The sequence below is a fragment of the Burkholderia seminalis DSM 23518 genome (assembly GCF_902832885.1).
GTDB classification, from domain to species: domain Bacteria; phylum Pseudomonadota; class Gammaproteobacteria; order Burkholderiales; family Burkholderiaceae; genus Burkholderia; species Burkholderia seminalis.
Genome location: NZ_CADFDK010000002.1, coordinates 153,058 through 179,447 on the forward strand (window position 1 = coordinate 153,058; position 26,390 = coordinate 179,447).

Below are 26,390 nucleotides of genomic sequence, written 5' to 3' on the forward strand. Positions count from 1 at the left end.
TCTCCCTTTTTTCTACTGAGGCAAACAACGTGAACAAGACCTATCGCACCGTCTGGAACGCGACGACGGGTACATGGACGGCGGCAGCCGAAACGGCGCGGATGCGCACGAAATCGAAGTCGAATACGACGATGCGTTCGTCGGTCACCGCGGCGGTCGCCGTGATGGCCGGTGTGGGTGGTGGCGCCATGGCGAACGACGCGATGGCGCAGGCCGCTAATGGCGGTGGATCGTTGTCGCTGTGTGCGCCGGCGGGCAGCGGCTATTATGGGACGACCTTTGGCGGCGGCAACACGGTCGGAACCAGGACGACTGCGGCGTGCGGTACGGCGATCTCCAATTTCAGACTGAGCGAAGGTCACGTCAGGTCGTTTCAGTTGTACAACAACAGCAACGTCAACGGTGGTGGTGTCGGTCAGGCAAGCGCGGCGACCGAGGCCGGCATCAGCGGTACCGTCGACGGCCATCTCTTCCTGCTGGGCGGCTCGGGCGTGCACCTTCGCGGCCCGGTGGACGTCGACAGCAACTTCAACATGACGAATCACCGCATCAACAACCTGGCTGCCGGTACGGCCGGGACGGATGCCGTTAACGTCAACCAGTTGAACGCGGCGATTGCGGCCGCGGGGACGGCGAACCCGTATGTTGTGACCAATACCGGTACGTATGCGACTGCGACGGCGGCGCGCGCGGGCGGCAGCGCGACTGCAATCGGGGCGAATGCGAACGCCGGCGGCACGTCGGCCGTGGCGCTCGGCGGGAATACCGTTGCAACGGGGCAGAATGCCGTTGCGCTCGGCACCCTTGCGAACGCGACGGGCAGCGAGGCCGTGGCGGTCGGCGTGGGCGCTCGCGCGACGGGGGGCAATTCGACGGCAATGGGCCGAGGTGCGGCGGCTCTGTCCACCAATGCGACTACCGTCGGCTATGGCGCCTATTCGGGCGCCGACGGTGCCACGGCACTCGGCATGACGGCAAGTGCCGTCGGCGCGAATGCCATTGCGGTGGGCCGCGGTGCCAGCACCAGCGGGACCTATGGGTCCGCAATCGGTTATGCAGCGAATGCAACCACGAACGCCGTTGCGATCGGTGTGCTCGCGAACGCGACATCGGCGTCGAGCGTTGCCTTGGGTGAGCGGGCAAGTGCAACGGGCGCGACCTCGACGGCACTCGGTCGTGGTGCACTGGCCAGCGGTACGAATGCGGTTGCGCTCGGCGCGAACTCGGTGGGCGATCGCAACAATGCGGTGTCGGTCGGGTCGACGTCGCTGCAACGACAGATCGTCAACGTGGCTGCCGGCACGCAGAATACGGATGCCGTGAACGTCGGGCAGATGAACACGGCGCTGTCGAAGAAGGTCGACAACACGTACGTCAACGTTCGCGGGACGGGCGCGGCGGCCAGCGTGGGCAGCACGAATGGCGTCGCGATCGGCAATGCGGCCGTGGCCGGCACCATGGGCGCGGAGACAGCTATCGGGAATACGGCTTCCGCACAGGGCCTGTCCGCGACGGCACTCGGTTCCGGTACGGTGGCCAATGGTGAAGGCGCAACGGCGCTGGGTCGTATGGCATCGGCAAGCGGCAGTCACGCAACTGCATTGGGCAATCAGGCGAATGCCGGCGCGAATGGTGCCGTTGCCATTGGCGATCGCGCGGTCGTTGGCGCATCGGCCACCAATTCCGTTGCGCTCGGCACGCAAGCAGCGGTCGCCGCGAACGTGACCGGTGCGATGGCGCTCGGCTCCGGTTCGAGCGCGACCCGCAACAACACGATTTCGGTCGGCTCGGCGACGCAGCAGCGCCAGATCGTGAACGTCGCGGCCGGCACGCAAGCCACCGACGCGGTCAATGTTGGCCAGCTGTCGGGCGTGACCAAGGCACTCGGCGGCGGCGCGGTGGTCGACGGCAGCGGCAACGTCACGCAGCCGACCTACAAGGTCGCCGGAACCGACTACCACAACGTCGGCGATGCGCTCGATGCACTGGCCGCGAATGGCGGCAGCGATCCGAACGCGGTGACCTACGACGGCGCGACGAAGGACAAGGTCACGCTGAAGGGCGCGGGCGGCACGACGCTGTCGAACGTCAAGGCCGGCGCGGCCGACATGGATGCGGTCAACGTTTCCCAGTTGAAGAGTTCGGGCCTGATCGGCGACGACGGCAAGGCGATCGCCGCGGTGACATACGACCGCAACGCGGATGGCACGCCGAACATGGGTTCGGTGACGCTGGGCGGCGCGAGCGCCACGACGCCGGTTGCGCTGAAGAACGTTGCAGACGCGAAGGCGGATCATGACGCACTGAACCTCGGCCAGTTGAAGGACGCGGGCTTGGTGGGCGACGACGGCAGCGGTAACCTCACGTCGCTGGCCGTGACGTACGACGGCACGGCGAAGGACAGCGTGACGCTGGGCGGCACGGGCGCGACCACGCCGGTGGCGATCCACAACGTCAAGGATGGCGAACTGTCGGCGACGAGCAAGGACGCGGTGAACGGTTCGCAGCTGTTCGCAACGAACCAGAACCTGAGCGACCTGAAGGACTCGCTGAAAGACGGGGGCGTGATCGATCCGGTCACGGGTGAATCGCTGGCTGTCGTATACGACGGCAACGCGAAGGACACCGTCACGCTGAAGGGCACGAACGGCACGACGCTGTCGAATGTGAAGGCCGGCGTAGCGGACCTGGACGCGGTCAACGTTTCGCAGCTGAAGGGCTCGGGCCTGATCGGGGACGACGGCAAGTCGATCGCTGCGGTGACGTACGACCGTAATGCGGACGGCACGCCGAACTACGGTGCGGTGACGCTGGGCAACGGCGCAGGCCCGACGCAGATCAAGAACGTCGCGGACGCAACGGACGATCACGACGCACTGAACCTCGGCCAACTGAAGGACGCAGGCCTGGTGGGCGACGACGGCAAGGGCAACCTGACGTCGATGGCGGTGACGTACGACGGTACTGCACGTGACAAGGTGACGCTGGCCGGCGCGAGCGGCACGACGCTGTCGAACGTGAAGGCCGGTGCGGCCGACATGGACGCGGTCAACGTTTCGCAGCTGAAGGGCTCGGGCCTGATCGGCGACGACGGCAAGTCGATCGCCGCGGTGACGTACGACCGTAACGCGGACGGTACGCCGAATTACGGCACGGTGACGCTGGGCAACGGCGCGGGCCCGACGCAGATCAAGAACGTCGCGGACGCAACGGACGATCACGACGCACTGAACCTCGGCCAGCTGAAGGATGCAGGCCTGGTGGGCGACGATGGTAAGGGAAACCTGACGTCGATGGCGGTGACGTACGACGGCGCGGCGAAGGACAAGGTGACGCTGGCCGGCACGACCGGTACGACGCTGTCGAACGTGAAGGCCGGTGTAGCGGACATGGATGCGGTCAACGTGAGCCAGCTGAAGGGTTCGGGCCTGATCGGTGACGACGGCAAGTCGATCGCCGCGGTGACGTACGACCTTAACGCGGACGGCACGCCGAACTACGGCACGGTGACGCTGGGCAACGGCGCAGGCCCGACGCAGATCAAGAACGTCGCGACGGGCGTCGACGACCTGGACGCGGTCAACGTCAAGCAACTGAACACGGGCCTGTCGGACCTCCGCGACGAGATGTCCGGCGGCAACCTGCGCTTCGTCAAGGTCAATGCCGACCCGGTCACGGGCACGCCGGCGGTCGCAAGCGGCGCGCTCGCCGTCGCCATCGGCTCCGACGCTCGGGCGACCAGCGCCAACTCGCTGGCGCTCGGCAGCGGTGCACGCGTGACCGGCAACGGCTCGGTCGCGATCGGCTACAACTCGGTTGCGAACCAGAACAACGTCGTGTCGGTCGGCGATGTGGGCCGGGAACGCAAGATCGTCAACGTGGCGGACGGCGACGTCGCATTCCAGAGCACCGACGCGGTCAACGGCGGCCAGCTCTATGCGGCGCTGAACAACCTGTCGACGTCGGTGACCTCGAAGACGCAGCAAGCGATCGATACCTTCTCGTCGGAGATCGACAAGAAGACGAAGGCTGCGATCGACGAAGTGAGTTCGCGTTCGATGCAGCCGCAGGATGTCAGCGACCCGCTCGTCGCGATCGAAGGTCTGCAGGGCAACAACGTCGCTTCGCTGAACGGCGCAGATCCGGCTACGGCGACGGCGGCCGCGATCGGCTCGTCGACGGCGGCAAGCGGCGCCAACGCGGTGGCGGTCGGCCTCCAGAGCGGCGCGGGTTCGAACAACTCGGTCGCAATCGGCAGCTTCGCACAAACCGGCGCCGGCCAGGACTACTCGGTCGCGATGGGTTCGAACGTCCAGACGAACGGCACGCAAGCCGTCGCGCTGGGTGCGAACGCGCAGGCGAACGGCGACTATGCGCTGGCGGTCGGCAACAACGGTGCGCAGGCAATCGGCGACGGCTCGGTCGCGCTCGGCAGCGCGGCGAACGTGCGGGCCGGCTCGACCAACGCGGTCGCGATCGGCACGGGTGCGAACGTCGCGCGCAGCGTCGAAGGCGCGATGGCGCTCGGTGCGAACGCGACCGCGGGCGCGGCCAACAGCGTCGCGCTCGGCGCGAACGCGTTCTCGAATCGTGCGAACGCAGTGTCCGTCGGCCGTGCAGGGGCGGAACGCCAGATCGTCAACGTCGCGGCAGGCACGCAGGCAACCGACGCGGTCAACGTCAGCCAGTTGAAGGGGGTGACCGATGCCCTTGGCGGCGGTGCGGCGGTGGGTGCCGACGGCACGGTGACGAGCCCGGCCTACTCGCTGGCCGATCCGGCGGACGCGACGAAGTCGAAGTCGTACGACAACGTGGGCGACGCGCTGTCGAACCTCGACGGCCGTACGACGACGAACACGGAAAACATCACCGTGATCAACAAGCAGCTGGCCGATTCGGGTCTGGTGGATCCGGCAACGGGCCAGTCGATCGCGGCGGTGACGTACGATCGCAACGCGGACGGCACGCCGAACCTCGGTTCGGTCACGCTGGGCGGCGCGGGTGCGACGGCTCCGGTGGCGCTTAAGAACGTCGCGGACGCGAAGGACGACCACGACGCGCTGAACCTCGGCCAGTTGAAGGACGCGGGCCTGGTGGGCGACGACGGCAAGGGCAACCTGACATCGCTGGCGGTGACTTACGACGGCACGACGAAGGACAGCGTGACGCTGGGCGGCACGGGCGCGACCACGCCGGTGGCGATCCACAACGTCAAGGATGGCGAACTGTCGGCGACGAGCAAGGACGCCGTGAACGGTTCGCAGCTGTTCGCGACGAACACGCGTGTCGGCAACCTGGAAGATTCGCTGTCGAAGGGCGGCGTGATCGATCCGGTCACGGGCGAATCGCTGGCCGTGGTGTACGACGGCAATGCAAAGGACACCGTGACGCTGAAGGGCACGAACGGCACGACGCTGTCGAACGTGAAGGCCGGCGTGGCGGACCTGGACGCGGTCAACGTGAGCCAGCTGAAGGGCTCGGGCCTGATCGGCGACGATGGCAAGTCGATCGCCGCGGTGACGTACGACCGTCTCGCGGACGGCACGCCGAACTACGGCTCGGTGACGCTGGGCAATGGCGCGGGCCCGACGCAGATCAAGAACGTCGCGGATGCGACGGACGACCATGACGCGATCAACTACAACCAGTTGAAGCAGTACGTCGCGGACAACTCGGGCGGTTCGGGCAATCCGCTGGCCGTCGGCTATGACGACGACACCAAGGATCGCGTCACGCTGCAAGGCGGCGCGACCGGCACGACGATCACGAACGTGAAGGCGGGTGCGGTGACGGCCACGAGCACGGACGCGATCAACGGCTCGCAGCTGCATGGCACGGCACAGAGCGTGGCCGATTCGCTGGGCGGTGGCTCGACCGTGGGCGCGGACGGCAAGGTGACGAACCCGTCGTACTCGCTGGCCGACCCGGCGGATGCGTCGAAGTCGAAGTCGTACAACAACGTGGGCGACGCACTGTCGAACCTTGACGGCCGTACGACGACGAACACGGAAAACATCACCGTGATCAACAAGCAGCTGGCCGATTCGGGGCTGGTGGATCCGGCAACGGGCCAGTCGATCGCGGCGGTGACGTACGACCGCAATGCGGACGGCACACCGAACCTCGGTTCGGTGACGCTGGGCGGCGCGGGCGCGGCGGCTCCGGTGGCGCTGAAGAACGTCGCGGACGGCGTGGATCGTCACGATGCGATCAACGTGGGCCAGTTGCAGGACGCGGGCCTGGTGGCGCCGGTCGATCCGGCGAACCCGGGGGCGGGCCTGACGTCGCTCGCCGTCGCGTACGACGGTGTCGCGAAGGACACGGTCACGCTGAAGGGCGCGGCCGGCACGACGCTGTCGAACGTGAAGGCCGGTGTGGCCGACATGGACGCGGTGAACGTTTCGCAGCTGAAGGGTTCGGGCCTGATCGGCGACGACGGCAAGGCGAACGCGGCGGTCACGTATGACCGCAACGCGGACGGCACGCCGAACTACGGTTCGGTGACGCTGGGCCACGGCGCCGGCCCGACGCAGCTGAAGAACGTGGCGGACGCGACGGACGACGGCGATGCGCTGAACCTCGGCCAGCTGAAGAACGCGGGCGTGGTGGGCGACGACGGCAAGGGCAACCTGACGTCGATGGCGGTGACGTACGACGGCGCGGCGAAGGATACCGTGACGCTCGGCGGCGCGGGCGCCACGACGCCGGTCGCACTGAAGAACGTTGCCGACGGCACGGAGCGTCACGACGCGATCAACCTCGGCCAGCTGCAGGATGCCGGCCTGGTTGCGCCGGTCGACCCGTCGAACCCGGGGGCAGGCCTGACGTCGCTCGCCGTCGCATACGACGGTGCCGCGAAGGACACGATCACGCTGAAGGGCGCGACCGGCACGACGATCACGAACGTGAAGGCGGGCGCGGTGACGGCCACGAGCACGGACGCGATCAACGGTGCGCAGCTGCACGGCACGGCGCAAAGCGTGGCCGATTCGCTGGGCGGCGGCTCGACCGTGGGCGCGGACGGCAAGGTGACGAACCCGTCGTACTCGCTGGCCGATCCGGCGGATGCGTCGAAGTCGAAGTCGTACAACAACGTGGGCGACGCATTGTCGAACCTCGACGGCCGTACGACGACGAACACGGAAAACATCACCGTGATCAACAAGCAGCTGGCCGATTCGGGTCTGGTGGATCCGGCAACGGGCCAGTCGATCGCGGCGGTGACGTACGACCGCAATGCGGACGGCACACCGAACCTCGGTTCGGTGACGCTGGGCGGCGCGGGCGCGACGGCTCCGGTGGCGCTGAAGAACGTCGCGGACGGCGTGGACCGTCACGATGCGATCAACGTGGGCCAGTTGCAGGACGCGGGCCTGGTGGCGCCGGTCGATTCGGCGAACCCGGGGGCGGGCCTGACGTCGCTCGCCGTGACGTACGACAAGCAGGCGAACGGTTCGGCGAACTTCGACCAGATCACGCTGAAGGGCGCGAACGGCACGACGCTGTCGAACGTGAAGGCGGGCGCGGTGAACGCGACCAGCATGGACGCCGTGAACGGCTCGCAGCTGTATGGCGCGTCGAAGAGCGTGGCGGATGCGCTGGGCGGCGGTTCGACCGTCGACGCGAACGGCAAGGTGACGAGCCCGACGTACACCGTCAACGACAAGACGTACAACAACGTCGGCGACGCGATCGAGAACATCTCGAGCAGCCTCGCTCACGGCTCGATCGGCCTCGTCCAGCAGGACGCGGACACGCGCGAGATCACGGTCGCGAAGGAGACGGACGGCACGTCCGTGAACTTCGCGGGCACGGCGGGCGACCGGGTGCTGACCGGCGTGGGCGCGGGAGCGGTGAGCGCGACGAGCCGCGATGCGATCAACGGTGCGCAGCTGCACGGCACCGCGCAGAGCGTGGCGGACGTGATCGGCGGCGGGACGACGGTCGATGCGGACGGCAAGCTCGCGGATACGTCGATCGAGGTCAACGGCAGCAAGTACAAGACCGTGGCCGAAGCAGTCCAGGCCGCCGCGCAGTACGGCGCGACCGATTCGCTCGCGGTGCGTTACGACCTGAACAAGGACGGCACGCCGAACTACGGTTCGGTGACCCTCGGCGGCTCGGGCGCGGCACCGGTGCGCCTGGGCAACGTCGCGGACGGTTCGAGCCGGTATGACGCGGTGAACTTCGGGCAGTTGAGCGAACTGAACGACAAGATCGGCGGCCTCGACGACCGTGTCGGCGAACTGGAGCGGAACCCGGGCACGGGCAATCCGGGCGATGGCGGTACCGGCAACGACTACTTCGCCGGTACCGACGTGGGTGCGGACGGTACGACGAAGGCGAACGCAGGCAGCGGCACGGGCAACACGGCCGCGGGTTCGGGCTCGACGATCGGGACGGGCGCGAACAACGCCACGGTCGTCGGTTCGAACGCGAACGTATCGAGCAGCAACGGTACGGCGATCGGTTCGGGCGCGAAGAGCAGCGCCGAAGGGGCGACCGCGATCGGCAGCAGCGCGAACGCGTCCGGCGAGAAGTCGACGGCGATCGGCGAAGGTGCGAACGCATCGGGCAAGAACTCCGTCGCGCTGGGCGCCGGTTCGGTGGCGTCGAGCGACAACACCGTGTCCGTCGGTACGGCCGATCAGAAGCGCACGATCTCGAACCTGGCCGATGGCGTGAACGCGTCCGACGCGGCGACGAAGGGCCAGATGGATCGCGCGATCGGCGGCGTGCAAGGTCAGGTCAACGACCTGTCGCGCAACGCGTACTCCGGCATCGCCGCTGCCACCGCGCTGACGATGATTCCGGGCGTCGATCCGGGCAAGACGGTGTCGTTCGGTATCGGCGGCGCGACCTACAAGGGCTATCAGGCGGTGGCGTTCGGCGGCGAGGCCCGCATCACGCAGAACCTGAAGATGAAGGCCGGCGTGGGCATGTCGAGCGGCGGCAACACCGTCGGCGTGGGCGCTTCGTATCAGTGGTAAGTCGCCGGGCGGGGCATCGCGCCCCGCCCGCGACGTCGATCCGACTGACTCCATTCAACTTTTTCCAGGCGTCCGCCGTCACGGCGGATGTTTCACCATGACCATGAAAACCTTGTTGTTGCGCGCGGCATCGATCGGCGCGATCGCGATGGCGCTCGGTGCGTGCACGACGCAATCGGGCGTCACCTACGACATCCGGGCGGTGTCGATTCCGGGCAAGCCGGACAACGTATTCCGCGTGAGCTGCGATGGGCTGCTCGGCAGCGCGAACGCCTGCGCCCGTGCGGCGGAAGAATTCTGCCAGGGCAAGGGTTTCACGCCGCTCGAGATGATCGACCGCGTGTACAGCCGCGCACCGATGAAGGACCCGCGCGAGATCACGTTCATATGCGGCAAGCCGCAGCCGGTCGTGCAGGCCGCGCCGCCGGCACCGCAACCGCAACCGGCGCCGCAGCCGGTTCAGCAGCGCCAGGTGCTGCTGCAGGGCGACGCGAACTTCGCGTTCGACAGCGCGGTACTGACGCCAGAGGCGCGCAGCCAGCTCGACCGCTTCGTGCAGATCAACGGCGGCATCGAATTCCGCCGCGTGGCCATCACGGGCTTCACCGATTCGACCGGCAGCAAGACGCACAATCTGGCGCTGTCGGCGTCGCGGGCCCGCAACGTGATGAACTACCTGAGCAGCAACGGCCTGAAGGCGCAGTCGTTCGTGTCGGAAGGCCTCGGCGCCGCCGACCCGGTTGCGTCCAACGCGACCGCGGAAGGCCGCGCGCAGAACCGCCGCGTCGAGATCCGGATCGATGCGAAGTAATGCGTCGCGCATGACGCTCCACCGGTACGTGCGGGGACTCGATCGGCACTGAGCCGATGGAAGGACGCTCCCGCCCGCCCTGTACCTGGAACCGCCCGCTCGTCATGAGCCGGCGGTTTTTTTCATGGCGGTGCGCGGTGCGGCGGCGGCGGCCGCCGGCCGGGGCGATGGCTGACGGCCCCGTTTTCGTGCGAAGATAGCGCCCAATTACGATCCACGACGCCGCGCTGCGCGCGGTCGGCGCCGCCTGCGGGCGGCGAGCCGGCCGCGACGGTTGCCGCGCAAATCTGGACGACTATGGGAAGCTATCTGATACGCGTGGTACTGGCCGACGACCACCCGGCGATGCTGGTCGGCGTCGAGCACGGGCTGTCGTCGGTGCCGACGATCCGGTTGACCGGCAAGGCAGTCAATTCGACCGAGCTGATCCGGCTCGTCGAGGCCGGCGTATGCGACGTCGTGGTGTCCGACTATGCGATGCCGGGCAGCGCGCACGGCGACGGCATCACGCTGTTCTCCTATCTCCAGCGCAATCACCCGGCCGTCAAGCTGGTCGTGCTGACCATGCTCGACAATCCGGCCGTGGTCGGCGCGCTGACGCGGCTCGGCATCGAGTGCATCGTCAGCAAGTCCGACACGATCGATCATCTGATTCCCGCGATTCACGCGGCCGCGACGGGCGGCACCTATTACTCGCCGTCGGTGGAGAAGGTGGTGCGCACGCTCACGTCGCATTCGAGCGCGCGGGCCGCCGACCAGAAGCGCGATCTCAGCGACCGCGAACTCGAAGTGGTGCGGCTCTATGCGTCGGGCCTCACGGTCAACGAGATCGCCGACAAGCTGAGCCGCAGCAAGAAAACGATCAGTACGCAGAAGGCGCGCGCGATGGAAAAGCTCGGGATCGACAAGGACATCGACCTGCTGCGCTACGCGATCGAGCACGGGATCGTCGCCGCGTCGGCCAGCGAAGGGCGCGGCGGCGAAACCAGGGAGGAGGGCGGCGTCGATCCGGCCTGACGGCAGGTGCGACGACACCGGCGGCACGGGAACGTGCCGGCGAAGATCAGCGCGCCGGATCGCACCGACGCGCGAAAGCCCCGGCGGCCGCAAGGCGCCGGGGCTTTTTGTTTCGGTCTTCCGCGGCGGCGTTACCCGTTTGCGCCGTCGCCGCGTGCGGATGTCGAATAACCGTGGTCGGTCACGAGCCCGCACGAAATCGCGTAACGCACCAGGTCGACGTCGCGCTCGATGCCGAGCTTCTGCATGGCCGAACTCTTCTGCGTACTGATGGTTTTCTTGCTGCGGCTCAGCTTGTCGGCGATTTCGTTGACCGACAGCCCCGACGCGAACAGGCGGATGACTTCCACCTCGCGAGCCGACAGTGCCGGCGGCCTGCCGCTGACGCTGCCCGTGTTGCGCATGATCCGGTCCATCGACGGCGACAGGTAGCGGCCGTTCGTATAGGCCGCGTGAATCGCCATCGTCAGATGATTCGGCATGTCCGACTTGCTGACGATGCACGCGATGCCGATGTCGATCAGCGCGCGCAGCGCGACCGCGTTCTCCATCATCGTCATCACGACGATCTTCAGGCCGGGAAAGCGCTTCAGGATGCTCGTGAACATCGTGAGGCCGTCGCCGTGCTCGACGCCCGGCATCGCGTAGTCCGACACGAGTACGTCGCACGGATGCTGCGCGAGCGCGTCCATCAGTTCCGTCGAATTGTGCGCGGTCGCGACGACCGACACCGTATTCGTCGCGGACAATTCGTAGCGCGCGCCGATGACGACCGCCGGATGGTCGTCGGCGATCACGATGCGGATGGGGAAGGTTCTGTTCATGTTGAGATTGCGCGTTGCGCCGCGCCATGCGGCGGGTTGCGGTAGGCGTTGTCGAGGCTGGGTGGAAGTCGGCACACGGGCACGGCCGCCGGCGATACCGCTGGCGGTCGCGATCCCGTCGCACCGACGGCCGGTGGCAACTCGCGGGAATCGCCACTGGCCGTCGGCCGACAAGCGGAAGGGGCGATGCCCTTCCGCGTCGGGTCGGCACTCCGCTTGCGCGGAGCCCTTCGGTCAGAACTCGTAGCCGACTTGCGCACGGACACCCACGTCGCCGACCGACGTGATCGACGTCGCGCCGTTCACGAGCCAGTTGCCGCTGCGCGACCGGTAGGTGGCGCCGGCGGCGATCGCCGAGCCGCTCTTGAAGTTCGCGGCGCCGACCGCGACGACGGTCTTGCCCGGTTGCGACGGCGTCATGTTCGGCATCGCCATCGCGGCCGCGATACCGGCATACGCGTTCTTCGCGACGTCGTTGATCGCGCGGTTCGTGTCGTTGAAGCGCTGGTCGACCGATTCCATCGCGCGGTCGAGCTGGCCCTTCGTGGCCGCATCGCTGGCGTTGATGCCGTCCGCGATGTTGACGAGCCGGCGGTTGCCTTCTTCCGTGCCGTTGCCGAACGAGACGGTGTTGGCTTCCGCCGCCACCGAGCCCTGGCCGATCGCGACCGAGCCGCTGCCGGTGGCCGATGCGCCCTGGCCGAGTGCGGTGCTGTCCTTGCCGGATGCAACCGCGCCCTGGCCGAGCGCCGTGCCGTTTTCGCCCGACGCGACCGAGCCCTGGCCGATGGCCGAACCGTTGTTGCCCGACGCGACCGCGCCCTGACCGACGGCCGAGCTGTTGCTGCCCGATGCCGTCGAACCCTGGCCGATGGCCGAACCGTTGCTGCCCGATGCGACCGCCCCCTGGCCGACAGCCGAGCTGTTCTCGCCGGACGCGAGCGCGCTGTCGCCGATCGCCGAGCTGTTTTCGCCCGTTGCCACCGCGCCTTCGCCGACGACGGTCGAGCCGTCGCCCGTGCCCGGGCCGCCCGTGCCGGGGTTCGTTTCGAGTTCGCCGAGACGGTCCGACAGATCGTCGAAGCGGTTCGACAGGTCGCCGAACTGGCCGCTCAGTTCGCCGTACTGCTTCGCGAACTGCTCCTGCAGGTCGAACAACTGGCTGCCGTTGATCGCGTCCATGCTCGTCGCGCTGATTTCGCCAGCGGCGACGCGCTGCAGCTTCGTGCCGAACGTGCCGGCGAACGTCACCGTGTCGAAATTCAGGCCCGAGTCGTACGTGACCGCGCCGACTTCCTTGCCCGTGTAGTCGATCAGGCCGGTTGCACGGAGCTGCGACACCGTCACGACGTCGTCGTCGTCCACGCCGTTCGCGACGCCGGACAGCACGCGCGCGCCGCCGGTGCCCGTGAAGTTCACCACCGAGCCGCCGGTATTCGCGCCGACCGTGATGCCGCCCGTCGTCGGATTCTGCTGGACGAGGCCGAGCGTGCCGCTTTCGAACTGCTCGGAAAGCTTCTTGAGGCCGCCTTCGTTGGTCGTCATGCGACCGTCGAGATTGGTGACGGCGTCGCCGACCGAGTTGACGATCTTCGTGCCGCCGCTGCCGTCGCCGACGGTGAAGGACGGTGCGGAGATCGAGCCGTCCGAGTTCACCTTCGAATTGCCGCCGATTGCTGCCGCGACGCTGTCGGACACGCCATGCAGTTGCGAACCGTTGACGGCTTCGGTACTCGTCGCCGAAACGTCACCTGCCGCGACGCCTGCGAGCTTGCGGGCGCCGGTCTTGCTGCTGAAGTTCACGGCATTGCCGTCGGTGTTCGCGCCGACGGTGATGTCGTCGCCCGGGTTGGCCTGCCGGACGAGGCCGAGCGTGCCGCTGCCGATGTCGTCAGCGAGCTTCTTGATGTCACCTTCGTTGGTCGTCGTACGGCCGTCGAGATTGGTGACGACATCGCCGACCGAGTTGACGATCTTCGTGCCGCCGCTGCCGTCGCCGACGGTGAAGGACGGCGCGGAGATCGAACCGTCGGAGTTCACCTTCGAGTTGCCGCCGATTGCTGCCGCGACGCTGTCGGACACGCCATGCAGTTGCGAACCGTTGACGGCTTCGGTACTCGTTGCCGACACGTCGCCTGCCGCGACGCCTGCGAGCTTGCGTGCACCGGTCTTGCTGCTGAAGTTCACGGCATTGCCGTCGGTGTTCGCGCCGACGGTGATGTCGTCACCCGGGTTGGCTTGCTGGACGAGACCGAGCGTGCCGCTGCCGATGTCGTCAGCGAGCTTCTTGATGTCACCTTCGTTGGTCGTCGTACGGCCGTCGAGATTGGTGACGACGTCGCCGACCGAGTTGACGATCTTCGTGCCGCCACTGCCGTCGCCGACGGTGAAGGACGGCGCGGAGATCGAACCGTCGGAGTTCACCTTCGAGTTGCCGCCGATTGCTGCCGCGACGCTGTCGGACACGCCATGCAGCTGCGCGCCGTTGACGGCTTCGGTGCTCGTCGCCGACACGTCGCCTGCCGCGACGCCCTTGAGCGTGCGCGCGCCGGTCTTGCTGCTGAAGTTCACGGCGTTGCCGTCGGTGTTCGCGCCGACGGTGATGTCGTCGCCGGGCTTCGGCTGCTGGACGAGACCGAGCGTGCCGCTGCCAATGTCGTCAGCGAGCTTCTTGATGTCACCTTCGTTGGTTGTCGTACGGCCGTCGAGATTGGTGACGACATCGCCGACCGAGTTGACGATCTTCGTGCCGCCGCTGCCGTCGCCGACGGTGAAGGACGGTGCGGAAATCGAGCCGTCCGGATTCACGACGGACGAGCCGCCGATGGCCTGCGCGACGCTGTCCGACACGCCGTGCAGTTGCGAGCCGTTGACGGCTTCGGTGCTGGCGGCCGACACGTCGCCTGCCGCGACGCCCTTGAGCGTGCGTGCGGTGCCGCCGGTCGCGCTGAAGTCCACGGCGTTGCCGCCGGTGTTCGCGCCGACCGTGATGTCGTCACCCGGATTCGCCTGTTGCACGAGACCGCTGGTCCCGCTCTCGAGCTTGCTCAGCTTGTCGTCGATGTCGCTGATCTGCGACGTATGTCCGGCGACGGTGCTGTTGGTCGACGAGAGCCCGGTGCTCAAACCCGCGACGGCGCTGTTGGTCGACGAGAGCCCGGTGCTCAAGCCCGCGACGGTGCTGTTGGTCGACGAGAGCCCGGTGCTCAGGCCCGCGACGGTGCTGTTGGTCGATGAGAGGCCCGTGCTCAGGCCCGCAACCGTGCTGTTGGTGGCCGAGAGGCCCGTGCTCAAGCCGGCGACCGTGCCGTTGGTCGACGAGAGGCCGGTGCTCAAACCCGCGACGGTGCTGTTGGTGGCGGAGAGTCCGGTGCTCAGGCCGGCAACCGTGTTGCTCGTCGTCGACAAGCCGGTGCTCAGGCTGGAGACCGTGAGGTTGGTCGCGGCGATCGCGTTGTTCGTCTTCGTGAACTCGGCCGTCATCTGGCCGAGGTTTACCGCGTCCGTGTCCTGCGTGCCGGCGGCCACGTTGGTGATCTGCCGACGCAGCGCCGACGAGCCGACCGAAACGCTGTTGTTGCGATCGGTGGCCGCGCCGGCGCCGAGCGCCACCGAGTCGGTATGGGACGCGCTTGCGTTGACGCCCAGTGCAACGCCGTGCGAGCCGCTTGCGTTCGCGCCATTGCCGACCGCGACGGCGGCGCCGCCCGCACTGCTGGCCTGGAAGCCGAGTGCCGTGCTGTTGTTGCCGCTGGCGAGTGCGCTGTTACCGACGGCCGTCGCGTAAGATCCCGAGGCGCTCGTGTTCGTGCCGATCGCAAGCGCGGCCGTACCCGCTTGCGCGGCGACCGTGCTGTTGCTCGTATCGATCTTGACGTACGTATCGTCGACCTTCGTCGACAACTCCGTCTTCATCTGACCGACGTTCACGGCATCGTTGTCTTCCGTGCCGGCGGCGACGTTGACGATCTGGCGCGTGAACTTGTTCCCGTCGATATTGGGAACACCGGCACCCACGGATACGGTGTTGTCCCGATCCGCAACCGTGCCGAAGCCCAATGCGACGGCGTTGTTGGCGCCGGCGCTGGACGTGGTGCCGATCGCGACCGAGCCGGTTCCTGTCGCCACCGCCGCCCGGCCGGTGCCGATGGCGCTGCCGATGGCAACGCTATAGTTCCCGGTTGCCGTCGAATTGCCGCCGAGTGCCATGCTGGCAGTGCCGGTCGAGGTGGCCGACGTGCCGAACGCAGTCGAATAATTGCTGGAGGCGGACGCATTGGATCCGATGGCGGCCGAGTTCGAATTCGCCACGCGTGCGTTCATCCCGAGCGCGACGGCATTGTTTGCGCCGTTGGCGATGGCTGCTGACTGGCCGATGGCCGTCGAGCCCGTGCCGCCCGACGTTGCAGTGGCGCCGATCGCCACCGCGCCGGTGTTCGTTGCCGAAGACGCGCGTCCGAATGCCAGAGCATCTTCGACCGTTGCCGATGCCAGGTAGCCCATCGCGATCGTGTACCTTCCGGTGGTTTGCGCTTGGCCGCCGATTGCGATTTGCCGGTCGCTGGCGTCTGCGTTCTTTGCCCCTGCACCAAGCGCAACCGAGTGCAGGCCGCTGGCCGTCGTGTTGGAGCCGATGGCAACTGAACTCGAACCCGCGGAAGTCACGGTTTGACCGATGGCGATCGCATTGGCGCCGGTTGCGCTTGCAGGATTTGCAGTAGCGTTGACCTTTACGAAGGTCGTATCGTCAGTCGCCATCGTGCCGACGGTGCCCATCATGCCGATCGCACCACCGCCTGCCGCCGTGCATACCCCCGCCGCATCGACTGTCCCGCTCGACCCGTCCGCCGTCGTGCACGCCTCCGCCGCGGCCGCGCTGCCGATCGCCGCGCCACCTAGCGCGATCGCGATCACCGCTTGCCGCGCCGCGCGCGCCGATCCCTTCGAATGCGACTTCGCCGTTTCCGCGGCGGCCGTCCATGTGTTGGTCACGGCGTTCCAGACGCTGCGATAAGTCTTGTTCATGCCCCTACTCCTTTCAGTTTGTCAGTTCACAAACCGATGGTAGGGATCGGCCTCGTCCTAATCAGTCGTCCAGGGCTGATTCGAGATAGCGACCGTGTAGGCCCAGTCCTACGCGCGCGCCGACGCGCCGCGGGCATGCGCCGCAGAACGAAAGGCGAGGGATCGGGGAGGCCGGCGCGCGAGGGCCGGCCGTGCGGGAATCAGGCAGTCGGCGCCTGCGTTGCGCGCCGTCGCAGTGCTTCCCGCGCGAGGGCGTCCGCGTCGGCGAGCCGCGCATCGAACGACGTCAGGTCGCCGCCGTGCACGATGGCTTGCAGTTCGCCGATCGCGTCGGCCACGGCATGTTCGTGAATCGTCGCGAACGCGCCGCGCAGCGAGTGCAGTTCGTGACGCAGCGCGGCGATATCGTTGCGTGATGCCGCGTCGTGCATCGCCGCGACCGATTGCGCTCGACTCGTTTCGAGCAACGCGTGCACGTCCGGCGGCAGCGGACCTTGCGCGAGATCGACGAGCGTGCGCGCGGCGGGCGCCTGCGCCGCTGCCGTCTGCGCGTAACGCCGCACGGTGCGATCGATCGTATCGAGCAGCACCGGTTTCACGAGCACGGCGGCGATGCCCGCTTCCGCGCAGCGCGCATGCTCGGCCGCGCTCGCGTGCGCGGTGACGGCGACGACCGGTAGCCCCGGATATTGGGCACGCAGCACGCGCGCGAGCGTATAGCCGTCCATCCCCGGCATGTTGAGATCGGTCATCACGAGGTCGTAGCGCGTCTCCGCGCAGCGCCGCAACGCCGCCGCGCCCTCGTCGGCGGCGTCCGCCGCATAGCCGAGCGTGACGAGTTGCCCTTGCAGCAGCGTGCGGTTCACCGGGTGATCGTCGACGACGAGCACGCGCGCGGCGACGGCCGGCAGCGCGGTATCGTCGGCCCGCGCGGCGTCATGTTCGGCAACCTGCGCATCGGTGGCCGCGCGCAGCGGCAGCGTGACGACGAACGTGCTGCCCTTGCCGGGTTCGCTCTTCACGTCGACCGTGCCCTGCATCATCTGCGTGAGCTGCTTCGTCAGCGCGAGGCCGAGCCCGGTGCCGCCGTAACGGCGCGTGATCGACGTGTCGGCCTGCGTAAACGGGCGGAACAGCGCCGCGCGCTGCGCGTCGGTCATGCCGATGCCCGTATCGCTCACGCCGATCGCGACGGGCGATTCCGGGTTCGTGTCGTCGCGCAGGTAGACCTCGAGCGTGATTTCCCCGTGGTTCGTGAACTTGATCGCGTTGCCGACGAGGTTCGCGGCGATCTGCCGGATGCGCGTCGGGTCGCCGACGTAGCGCGACGCGAGCGCATCGTCGACGAACACGTCGAACTGCAGCCCCTTCGCGGCCGCGAGCGGCTCGAACATCGCGCCGGTCTGCCGGACCGTCTCCGCGAGATCGAACGGGATCGCCTCGATCGTCATCTGGCCGGCTTCGATTTTCGACAGGTCGAGGATGTCGTTGATCAGGTCGAGCAGCACCGACGACGCGCCCTCGACCGTATGCAGCCGCTCGCGCTGCGAATCGGCGAGCGGCTCGCGGCCGATCAGCTCGAGGTTGCCGAGGATCGCATTGAGCGGCGTGCGGATCTCGTGGCTCATCGTCGCGAGGAACGCCGATTTGGCGTCGTTCGCGGCGTCGGCGGCGCGGCGCGCTTCGTCGAGCGTGCGCTCGACGGTCTTTTGCGACGTGATGTCGGAGAAGTTGCACAGCAGCACGTCCATGTCGCGAAAGCGCGTGCGCACCAGATTGACGAGCAGGTCGACGGTCTCGCCGGCGGCGGTGGGCAGCGTCACGTGCAGATCGGGTTGCCACGCGGCGGCGGCGGGCGAGCGGTCGAAGCGTGCGAGCAGCCGCGCCGGCAACGAAGGTTCGCCCGCACGCCGCGCATCGTAGTCGCGCATCGTGTCGTTTTGCAGCAGCACCGCGCCGTCGGCGAGCGACAGCAGCGCGATACCGGACGGCGCTGCCTCGACGATCGTCCGGTTCAGGTTCTCGCTGTCGATCACGCGGCGCGTGCGCGCGTCGTCGGGTTTCAGCACACGGCGGTCGAAACGCACGAGCAGCCACCAGACGAGCGCGATCGCAGCCAGCATGACCGCGACGTACCAGCCCGCGCGCAGCCCGATCGTCGCGAGCAGCGAGCGCAGCGTGAACGCCTGCACGAGCGTCCAGTCGGTTTCGGGAATGGGCTGTCTCAGCGAGAACAGCCCGTCGCCGAACGCGGTGCGCGGCCCGCTGCGATTGGCTGCCTCGTGCGTAGGCGCGCCGAGGCGTTCGAGTGCGACGCGGGTGGCGTCGTCGTCGGCCGCGATGCCCGTGCGCAGCAGCGTGCGGCCGTGCGCGTCGGCGACGATCGCGGCGTCGGTCGTGCCGCCCGTCGACAGACGGGTGCGCAACACGTCGACCGGCAGCGTCGACAGGAAGACGGCGCGGGGCGCACGCGCATCGTAGACGGCACCGGCGATCCGGAACACGTCGCGGCGCTGTACGGGATCGTAGACGGGCGCATACCATTGGTATTGGCCGGGCGGCGGCGTGTCGATGCCGGCGGCGACTTTCGCGACGAGCGTCGCTGCATCGGTGGCGGGCGACGCGGTGAGCGGATCGGGCGGGATCGGTTCGGGGATGACGACGGCAAAGCTGTGGTCGGGGCGATAGGCGTAGCCCGCGATCGCGCGGTCGGCGTCGTGCTTGGCGACGTACGCGCCGACGCGATAGCTCATGTCGCTCGCCATCGCGAGATCGTGCGCGTAGCGCGCGGCCGGTTGCGCGGGCGACAGGTCGGCCAGCACGAGCGTCGGCGGGAAGGCCGGGCTGCCCTGGATCACGAGCCGGCCGCGGCCGGCCTGGAGTGCGGCGACGCGCGCCGGATCGGTCGCGCGCATGTTCCATACGGCTTCGTCGTGCGTGACGAGTGTGTCCATGCCCGTCGTGCGCATCTTGAATTCGATCTGGACGAGGAACTGGCGCACCGCGAACGTCGTATAGCGCGCCTGGATCGCATCGCGCGCTATCGTGTACAGCATCAGGCCGCTGGCGAGCAGGATCGCGACCGTCACGGCCGCGCCGCCGGCATAGAGCAGTGCGCGCTGGCGGCGGCCGACGCGGGTCGGCGCGGCAGACGCGTGCCCGGCGGCGGCGCGGGCGTGATCGGGTGTGGCGCGGTGGTCCATCGGGAGCGGGGCGGTCGGCCTGGGTGCCCCCATGATAATGGAGTCCGATCAGCGCGCAATGGGGCCTGTCAGGGTTGCGGGGGCGCGCGGCGTCATTGCGGCGGTGCGCCATCGGAATCGGGCCCGCCCGGTTCGCACGCGACGAGCCGATACCCGACCCCGTACATCGTCATCATCCGCACGCCGTGCCGCCCGTCGAGTTCGAGCCGGTCGCGCAGATACGCGACGTGCGTGTCGAGCCGCCGGCTGGATGCCGCGACGAGCGAACCCCACACGAGCTGGCTCACGTGCGCGCGGTCGAGCGCGCGGCCCATGTTGAGGAAGAACGCGGTGATGATCTGGAAGTGTTTCTCCGTCAGCACATGCTCGCGGCCAGCGACGATGACGCTGCGCGTGGCCGTATCGAATTCGAAGCTGCCGATGCGCCAGTGGCGATGATGGATCGCGCGATGATGGGACCAGCGCAGCCACGTTGCCATGCTGGCGACGAGCAGGTCCGGCGGCACGGCGTACGGCAGATGCTCGTTCGCGCCGGCCGTGAAGCAGGCGGATCGCGCGAGTTCCGTGTCGCGCTGACTGATCGACAGGATCGCGACGGTGCCGGCGAAACGCGCGCGCAGCGCACGGATCGCGTCCGTCGTGCGGCGGCAGGCCGTCTCGCATTGCACGATGAACAGATCGAACGCGCGCGTGTTGCAGGCTGCGAGCAGATCGGGCAGATACTCGAAGCGCGACGGCCGGTAGCCGGCGCGGCGCAGGATGTCCTCGATGCGCAGCCGGTCGTAGCCATGTCCGGCGCGGCGCAGGCGATCGTCGAACGAGCCGCGGCTCGGGTGGTCGATCGTCAGGATCGCGATGGCGGTGGAGGAAGCGTCGGTCACGATGTGGACGGCCCAGGCCGGTGTGGCGCGGTGGCGGGATGCATGCGCGATCGGATGAACGGAAGCGGGATCATGGCCGGACGGGTTCCGGGCAGGGTTCGGCGTGACGCCGTCCAAAAAAATTCCCGCCAGGGGAGGCGGGAGAAAGTATCGACTATGGAGCCTGTGCTCCCGGAGGCTCCGGAGGACAGGCAGGCCGATTGTGTTCGGTTCGGAGTGGGAAGAAAATCAGCCTGGTCTGAAATTGCGCGGGGTCGGCCGCGATCGTGTTCGCGGTGCGACCCGGTGCGGGCGCCGCCGTGCGAGTGGAGGTGCGAGACGATGTCGTCGACGCGGCACGGCCATTCGCGAATGGTGGCCGGATTTGGGACGGGTCTGACGGCAAACATAACGGCATTCGGACCACGGGAAGTGCCAACTTGCCGACAATGAGCGCAATCGATCCGGCGCGCAGGGACGGCACTTTGTCCCATGCGCGCGCTCGTCGTCACCCTCAACCGCTTCGCTTGCCGCGCGGCGCGACCCGTACCCGTCGCGCATGGCCGCATTACCATCGATCATGAAACCGTCCGTCCGACTCGCCGCCTTGGCTGCGTGGCTCGCGTTGAGCCTCGCCGGCACCGCGTTGGTCGTCTCGCGCGCCGTCTCCGACGCGTACGACCGCTTCTTCCAGGATTCGAGCATCACGATTCGCCTGCTCGCGCAGAAAGCCGCGCAGCACGAGGCGATTCTCGCGACGCTCGGCGCGTCGTCGCTCGCTGCGCCGCCCGCGCATATGCTCGACAACCTGCGCGAACGCATGCCGCAACTCGGCGGGCTCGCGTACTGGCGGCCCGGCGCGGGCTGGCAGACCGATGGCGGGCCGGCGCCCGCCGCGCTGCCGCAGCGGCGGCCCGGCAAGCCGTTCACGCTGGCATTCGACGGCCCCGCTGCGTACTGGCTCGTCGCCGGGACCGGCTGGGCCGTGCGCGTCGATCCGCGCCGGATGCTGCAGCCGGGGGACTGGTCCACGACAATCTCGTCGGCGGCGCTGGAATTGCGCGACCGCCGCATCGACCTGCTGTCGCCCGCGCCCGGCGATGCGCAACCGCTGTGGACGATGCATCTCGAGAAACACCTGCCCGCGCAGCCGCAGGCCTTCGTGCTGCGCACGACGCGCACGCTGACGGCCGCCGACCTGCCGTGGCTGTCGATCGCGCTGTGGAACGCGGTGGCCGCGTTGCTCGCGGCCGGTGCGCTCGGCGCATGGCGGCTGCGCGAGGCACGGCGCCGTGCCGATGCACGTGCGCGCCTCGACCGCTTCGGCCGCCTCGACACCTTCGGCGAAATGGCCGCCGGCCTCGCGCACGAGCTGAACCAGCCGCTGACGGCGATCGTCAGCCACACGCGTGCGGCCGAACGCATGCTCGACCAGCCGGCCGAGCGCGACAGCGTGCGCCGTGCGTTGCAGACGAGCGTCGCGCAGGCGAAGCGCGCGGCGGCGATCCTGGAGCGCATGCGCGACGCGGTGACCACCGCGCACGGCGGCGAGCGCCGCACGCTCGATCCCGACGCGATCGTGAATGCGCTGCTGTTCCTGTACCGCGACGACTGCGCGCGCGAGCACATCGCGCTCGGCTGGCACAACGCGGCGGCGCGCGCGGCCGTTCGCCGAGCCGATCGCGGTCGAGCAGATCCTGCACAACCTGATCCAGAACGCGCGCGACGCGCTCGCCGGCGCGCGCGCATCGCGCGGCGAGATTCGCATCAGCGGCGCACGCGTCGGCGGGCATTACCGCTTCAGCGTCGTCGACAACGGCCCCGGCGTGCCGGAAGACGCGCTGCCGCGCCTGTTCGAACCGTTCTTCACGACGCGTGCACGCGGGCTCGGACTCGGGCTGCCGCTGTGCGACACGCTCGCGCAGCGGCAGGGCGGCACGCTGACGCTGCGCAATCGGCCGTCGGGCGGCGTCGAGGCCGCGCTGCTGTTGCCGCTGGCACGGGAGGCCGGATGAACGATTCGCGGCATTCGACGCACGACGCATCGGTCGTCGCGATCGTCGACGACGACGAAGCCGTGCGCGACGGGCTCGCGCTGCTGCTGCGCACGGTGGGTGTCGCGACGCGCCGTTATGCGGACGCATCGGCCTTTCTTGCCGATGCGGATGACGTGGCGCTCGGCTGCGTGCTGCTCGACATCCGGATGCCGGGGATGAGCGGCCTCGACGCGCTCGACGCGCTGCGTGCGCGGCGCGACCTGCCGGTGATCGTGATGACGGGCCACGGCAACGTCGACGCGTGCCGGCGCGCGTTCAAGCGCGGCGCGCTCGATTTCCTGCGCAAGCCGGCGGACGACGACGAGCTGATCGACGCGGTCCAGCAGGCGCTGCGCCGGCAGGCCGCGCGGCGCGGGCAGGGCGATGCGGACCACGTGCGCGCGGCCCGTGTCGCCACGCTGAGCGCGCGTGAACGCGAGGTGCTGGACGGCATCGTGCGCGGCTGGAGCAACAAGGCGATCGCGCGCGCGCTCGGGCTGTCGCCGCGCACGGTCGAAACCTATCGCGCGAACGTGTTCGACAAGCTGCAGGTCGCGTCGCTGGTCGAGCTCGTGCGCGATTACGCGGCGCTCGCGGGCGGGTCGCCTCCGTAGCGCTACGGAGGCGCGACCCGTACGCGACCGGGTGCAACGATCGTCGCGCGGTTCCTACGATGACGGTTTCTCCGACAAGCCATTCATCGTCAAGGAACCGGATTCATCATGATCAAGCGCTTTGCCCTGCCCTCCACGCTCGCCCTGCTGTTCTCGGGTGCCGCTTTCGCCGACAACGTCGCCGTGCCGGAACCGAAGAAGGCCGCCGACACGAGCGACGCCGGCTACTACGCGACGGGCCGCATCATCGGCGCGTTCGACAACGCGGTGAACATGGAGCTGACGAGCCCGCGCGTCGCGAGCCGCGTCGGCGGCCCGGAGACGGGCTCGAACGTCACCGGCTCGCTCGGCCTCGGCTACCAGTTCGGCAACGGCTGGCGCGCGGAAGGCGAATACGTGTTCAAGCGCAACAACAACTTCGTCAGCTACTGGGCGCCGTTCGATGCGAACGCGAACGAATTCCACGTGTCGGCGCAACGCCTGATGCTGAACGGCTACAAGGATGTCGATCTCGGCCGCGGCTTCTCCGTGTACGGCACGCTCGGCATCGGTGTCGCGATCGTGTCGGCCGACGGCTGGCAGACCAACGACGCGCGCCGCTTCGCATCGAAGACGCAGACCAACCTCGCCTACTCGGCCGGCGCCGGCGTGAGCTATGCGATCAACAAGCGTTTCTCGATCGACCTCGGGTATCGCTATGTCGACATGGGCAACGTCGAGACAGGCTTCAACACGTTCGCGAACCGCATCAACGCGCGCGACGAGCAGCTGAAGGCGAAGCTGTCGTCGAACGAAGTGTTCATCGGCCTGCGCGGCCGGTTCTGACGGCGACGTCGGCGGCGACGGCGACGGCGACACATCGTCCGCTCCGGTCCCCGGGGACGGTAGGACCAGGCTGACTGCCGGATCGGACTGAAGGTGACGCAGTCCGATTTACCGCAACCGGTGCGACGGCGATACTCGGAGCCATTCGTTCAACTACGGGAGCACGGATTGCGGCGGCGGAGGTCGCGCAATGCGTCGTCGACATCATGAGCATGCAGGACATCACCGGGCAATACGCGATTCCGCTTGCACTTCCGTTCTCGGACGTGCCGCCGCCGTACGGCCGGCGACGCCGGCCGTTCGTGGCGAGCCGCCGGCCGACGCCGGTCGTGTTCGATCTGAAGCGCGTGTGTCACGCGGCGCCGCCGGCCTCGGCGCAGGCCGCGGTCGCGTCGCGCGCAACGAAGGCGCACAAGGCCGCGAAGGCCGTGCGCGCGGAGGATTTCGGTTCGGATAACCGCGCGTGGGTCAGGCCGCATCCGTTGCGCCGGCGCTGGCGGCTGACGCTGATGGCGTGCGCGCTGTTCGGCGCGGCGTGCATCTTCGCGACGCATTTCGTCGATGAACGTCAGCATGCGGCCGGGCACGGCGCGGTGTACGAGGCGTCGATCTCGGTGGCGCCCACGGCTGCGGTCGCCGCCACGGAGGTTGCGCAGGCGACCGGCCGATCCGCGGAAGTCGCGATCGTATCGGCCGCTCGTGCTGCGTCGGCGGGTGAACAGGTGGCCCGTGCGGCGACCGTCGTGGCGAAAACCGTGTCCGCGGAATCGCGTGCGGCGCAGGCGGGCCGCGCGTCGGCGAGCGCGCCGGTTGCCGTTGCGATGGTCATCGCATCGGATGCCGTCGTTGCAGAAGCCGCGGCGCCGCTTGCGGAACGCGCCTCGCCGGCAAGCAGGAAGCCGGTCGCGGTCGCGATCGCGGCGCGTGCGGCGGCGAAGCCTGCCGCCACGTTGCGCGGCAAGAAGGCGCGGGACGCGGCGCCGAACGCAGCCACCGCGTCCCGCGAGGCGACGCTGCAGGCGCAGCCGGCCGCACGCGTGGCGGACGCGCCGGCAGTCGCGCCGGTGTCGAATTCGGCCCAGGCCGTCGGCATGACTGCCGCCGAGTTCACGCAATGGCTCGCGGTGACGCGCAACACGTCACGGCCGGCCGCGGGCGGCACCGATCTGTCGGTCGATCTGCCGAGCCACACGCGATTGATCGGGCGCTGACCGGGACGCGTGGCGTGCGGGCCCGGCGCATCTCTTCTCGGGGACAGCGCGCTCTCGGGCGACGTGCGCCTCGACGCGACTTCCCTGGTTTCCATATTTCGACTATTATCGAATAATGGAAACGAACCAGACCATTGCCGCTCTCGCGGCGCTCGCGCACGAGTCGCGCCTCGCGGTGTTTCGCGCGCTGGTGCAGGCCGGGCCGCAAGGCATGCCGGCCGGCCAGATCGCCACGCTGCTCGAGGTCCCGCCGTCGTCGCTGTCCTTCCACTTGAAAGAACTCGCGCATGCGCGGCTCGTGACCAGCCGGCAGGAAGGCCGCTTCGTGTTCTATTGCGCGAACTTCGCGACGATGAACGGCCTGCTGGCCTACCTCACGGAGAACTGCTGCGGCGGCCATCCTTGCTCGCCGGTGCCGGCATGCGCGCCGTCCGGCGCCTGCGAATCCTGAAGCGCGCTCGCGCCCGCCTTTCATGACCACGAACGTCCTGATCCTCTGCACCCACAACTCGGCCCGCAGCGTGCTGGCCGAGGGCATGCTCAACCACTGGGCCGCGAAACTCGGCAAGGACGTGCGGGCCTACAGCGCCGGCAGTGCGCCGAGCGGCCGCCTCAATCCGTTCGCGCTGGCGGCGCTGGCGAACGCGGGCGTCGACGTCGACGGCTACCGCAGCAAGAACTGGGATGAATTCGTCGGCGACGGCGCGCCCCGCATGCGCGTCGTCATCACCGTGTGCGACAGCGCGGCGTCGGAGCCGTGCCCGTACTGGCCCGGCAGCCCCGTGAAGATCCATTGGGGCTATGCCGATCCGTCGAACGCGACGGGCGGCGACGAAGGCAAGCGTCTCGCGTTCGAACTGACGCGGCAGGCGATCGGTTACCGGATGCTGCAGTTGCTGGCGCTGCCGCTCGATCGCATCAGCGATGCCGAACTCCAGGCAGCGCTGGTCGGGATCTCGCAAAACTGATCATGC

General features: G+C 68.4%; 12 protein-coding genes and 1 pseudogene. 9 read left to right on the top strand and 4 right to left on the bottom strand.

Annotated features, from left to right (window positions below; all coding sequences use genetic code 11):
- Positions 1–29: 29 nt before the first annotated feature.
- The 3 genes from HWX00_RS36620 (at position 30) to HWX00_RS07145 (ending at position 10,818) form a co-directional block, all read left to right on the top strand.
- Entirely contained in the window at positions 30–8,990 is an 8,961-nt protein-coding gene (locus HWX00_RS36620; RefSeq protein WP_208456736.1) for a YadA-like family protein, read from the top strand.
- Between the two features lie 97 nt (positions 8,991–9,087).
- A complete protein-coding gene (locus tag HWX00_RS07140) occupies positions 9,088–9,801 on the top strand; it encodes an OmpA family protein (protein ID WP_175027269.1) in 714 nt (237 codons plus the stop codon).
- A 297-nt stretch (positions 9,802–10,098) separates the two neighbouring features.
- A complete protein-coding gene (locus tag HWX00_RS07145) occupies positions 10,099–10,818 on the top strand; it encodes a response regulator (protein WP_034189626.1) in 720 nt (239 codons plus the stop codon).
- A gap of 131 nt (positions 10,819–10,949) precedes the next feature.
- On the opposite strand, the gene HWX00_RS07150 is transcribed toward HWX00_RS07145, so the two are convergent.
- The 4 genes from HWX00_RS07150 to HWX00_RS07165 all read right to left on the bottom strand — a co-directional run bounded on the left by HWX00_RS07150 (position 10,950) and on the right by HWX00_RS07165 (position 20,751).
- The gene (locus HWX00_RS07150; protein WP_034189625.1) at positions 10,950–11,642 is read right to left on the bottom strand and encodes a response regulator; all 693 of its coding nucleotides are present in this window, start codon (positions 11,640–11,642) and stop codon (positions 10,950–10,952) included.
- 234 nt (positions 11,643–11,876) lie between these two features.
- Positions 11,877–16,667 carry a beta strand repeat-containing protein gene (locus tag HWX00_RS07155; protein WP_175868101.1) on the bottom strand — a complete coding sequence of 1,597 codons (4,791 nt, stop codon included), beginning with the start codon at positions 16,665–16,667 and terminating at the stop codon, positions 11,877–11,879.
- A 200-nt stretch (positions 16,668–16,867) separates the two neighbouring features.
- The gene (locus tag HWX00_RS07160) at positions 16,868–19,903 is read right to left on the bottom strand and encodes a hybrid sensor histidine kinase/response regulator (RefSeq protein WP_226193686.1); all 3,036 of its coding nucleotides are present in this window, start codon (positions 19,901–19,903) and stop codon (positions 16,868–16,870) included.
- 59 nt (positions 19,904–19,962) lie between these two features.
- Positions 19,963–20,751: a response regulator transcription factor gene (locus tag HWX00_RS07165; RefSeq protein WP_226103864.1), complete on the bottom strand. Its 789-nt coding sequence runs from the start codon at positions 20,749–20,751 to the stop codon at positions 19,963–19,965.
- A gap of 1,327 nt (positions 20,752–22,078) precedes the next feature.
- Between HWX00_RS07165 and HWX00_RS36740 the strand changes: the two are divergent.
- From HWX00_RS36740 to HWX00_RS07195, 6 genes and pseudogenes are all read left to right on the top strand, one after another.
- Positions 22,079–22,198, top strand: a pseudogene (locus HWX00_RS36740) (histidine kinase dimerization/phospho-acceptor domain-containing protein); the annotation flags it as partial.
- A 543-nt stretch (positions 22,199–22,741) separates the two neighbouring features.
- Positions 22,742–23,380: a response regulator transcription factor gene (locus HWX00_RS07175; protein ID WP_059560044.1), complete on the top strand. Its 639-nt coding sequence runs from the start codon at positions 22,742–22,744 to the stop codon at positions 23,378–23,380.
- A gap of 108 nt (positions 23,381–23,488) precedes the next feature.
- Positions 23,489–24,205, top strand: coding sequence for an outer membrane protein (locus tag HWX00_RS07180; RefSeq protein WP_034189619.1), 717 nt, complete (start codon positions 23,489–23,491; stop codon positions 24,203–24,205).
- Positions 24,206–24,417: 212 nt separating this feature from the next.
- Positions 24,418–25,416, top strand: coding sequence for a serine protease (locus HWX00_RS07185; protein WP_244131155.1), 999 nt, complete (start codon positions 24,418–24,420; stop codon positions 25,414–25,416).
- 115 nt (positions 25,417–25,531) lie between these two features.
- A complete protein-coding gene (locus tag HWX00_RS07190; protein ID WP_034189617.1) occupies positions 25,532–25,867 on the top strand; it encodes an ArsR/SmtB family transcription factor in 336 nt (111 codons plus the stop codon).
- Between the two features lie 22 nt (positions 25,868–25,889).
- Positions 25,890–26,384: an arsenate reductase ArsC gene (locus HWX00_RS07195; RefSeq protein WP_175027017.1), complete on the top strand. Its 495-nt coding sequence runs from the start codon at positions 25,890–25,892 to the stop codon at positions 26,382–26,384.
- Positions 26,385–26,390 lie beyond the last annotated feature (6 nt).

Excerpts from the sequence above, each read along its gene's own strand:
- HWX00_RS07140 (WP_175027269.1), top strand. The coding sequence starts at position 9,088 with ATGACCATGAAAACCTTGTTGTTGCGCGCGGCATCGATCGGCGCGATC.
- HWX00_RS07145 (WP_034189626.1), top strand. The coding sequence starts at position 10,099 with ATGGGAAGCTATCTGATACGCGTGGTACTGGCCGACGACCACCCGGCG.
- HWX00_RS07150 (WP_034189625.1), bottom strand. The coding sequence starts at position 11,642 with ATGAACAGAACCTTCCCCATCCGCATCGTGATCGCCGACGACCATCCG.
- HWX00_RS07155 (WP_175868101.1), bottom strand. The coding sequence starts at position 16,667 with ATGAACAAGACTTATCGCAGCGTCTGGAACGCCGTGACCAACACATGG.
- HWX00_RS07160 (WP_226193686.1), bottom strand. The coding sequence starts at position 19,903 with ATGGGGGCACCCAGGCCGACCGCCCCGCTCCCGATGGACCACCGCGCC.
- HWX00_RS07175 (WP_059560044.1), top strand. The coding sequence starts at position 22,742 with ATGAACGATTCGCGGCATTCGACGCACGACGCATCGGTCGTCGCGATC.
- HWX00_RS07180 (WP_034189619.1), top strand. The coding sequence starts at position 23,489 with ATGATCAAGCGCTTTGCCCTGCCCTCCACGCTCGCCCTGCTGTTCTCG.
- HWX00_RS07185 (WP_244131155.1), top strand. The coding sequence starts at position 24,418 with ATGCAGGACATCACCGGGCAATACGCGATTCCGCTTGCACTTCCGTTC.
- HWX00_RS07190 (WP_034189617.1), top strand. The coding sequence starts at position 25,532 with ATGGAAACGAACCAGACCATTGCCGCTCTCGCGGCGCTCGCGCACGAG.
- HWX00_RS07195 (WP_175027017.1), top strand. The coding sequence starts at position 25,890 with ATGACCACGAACGTCCTGATCCTCTGCACCCACAACTCGGCCCGCAGC.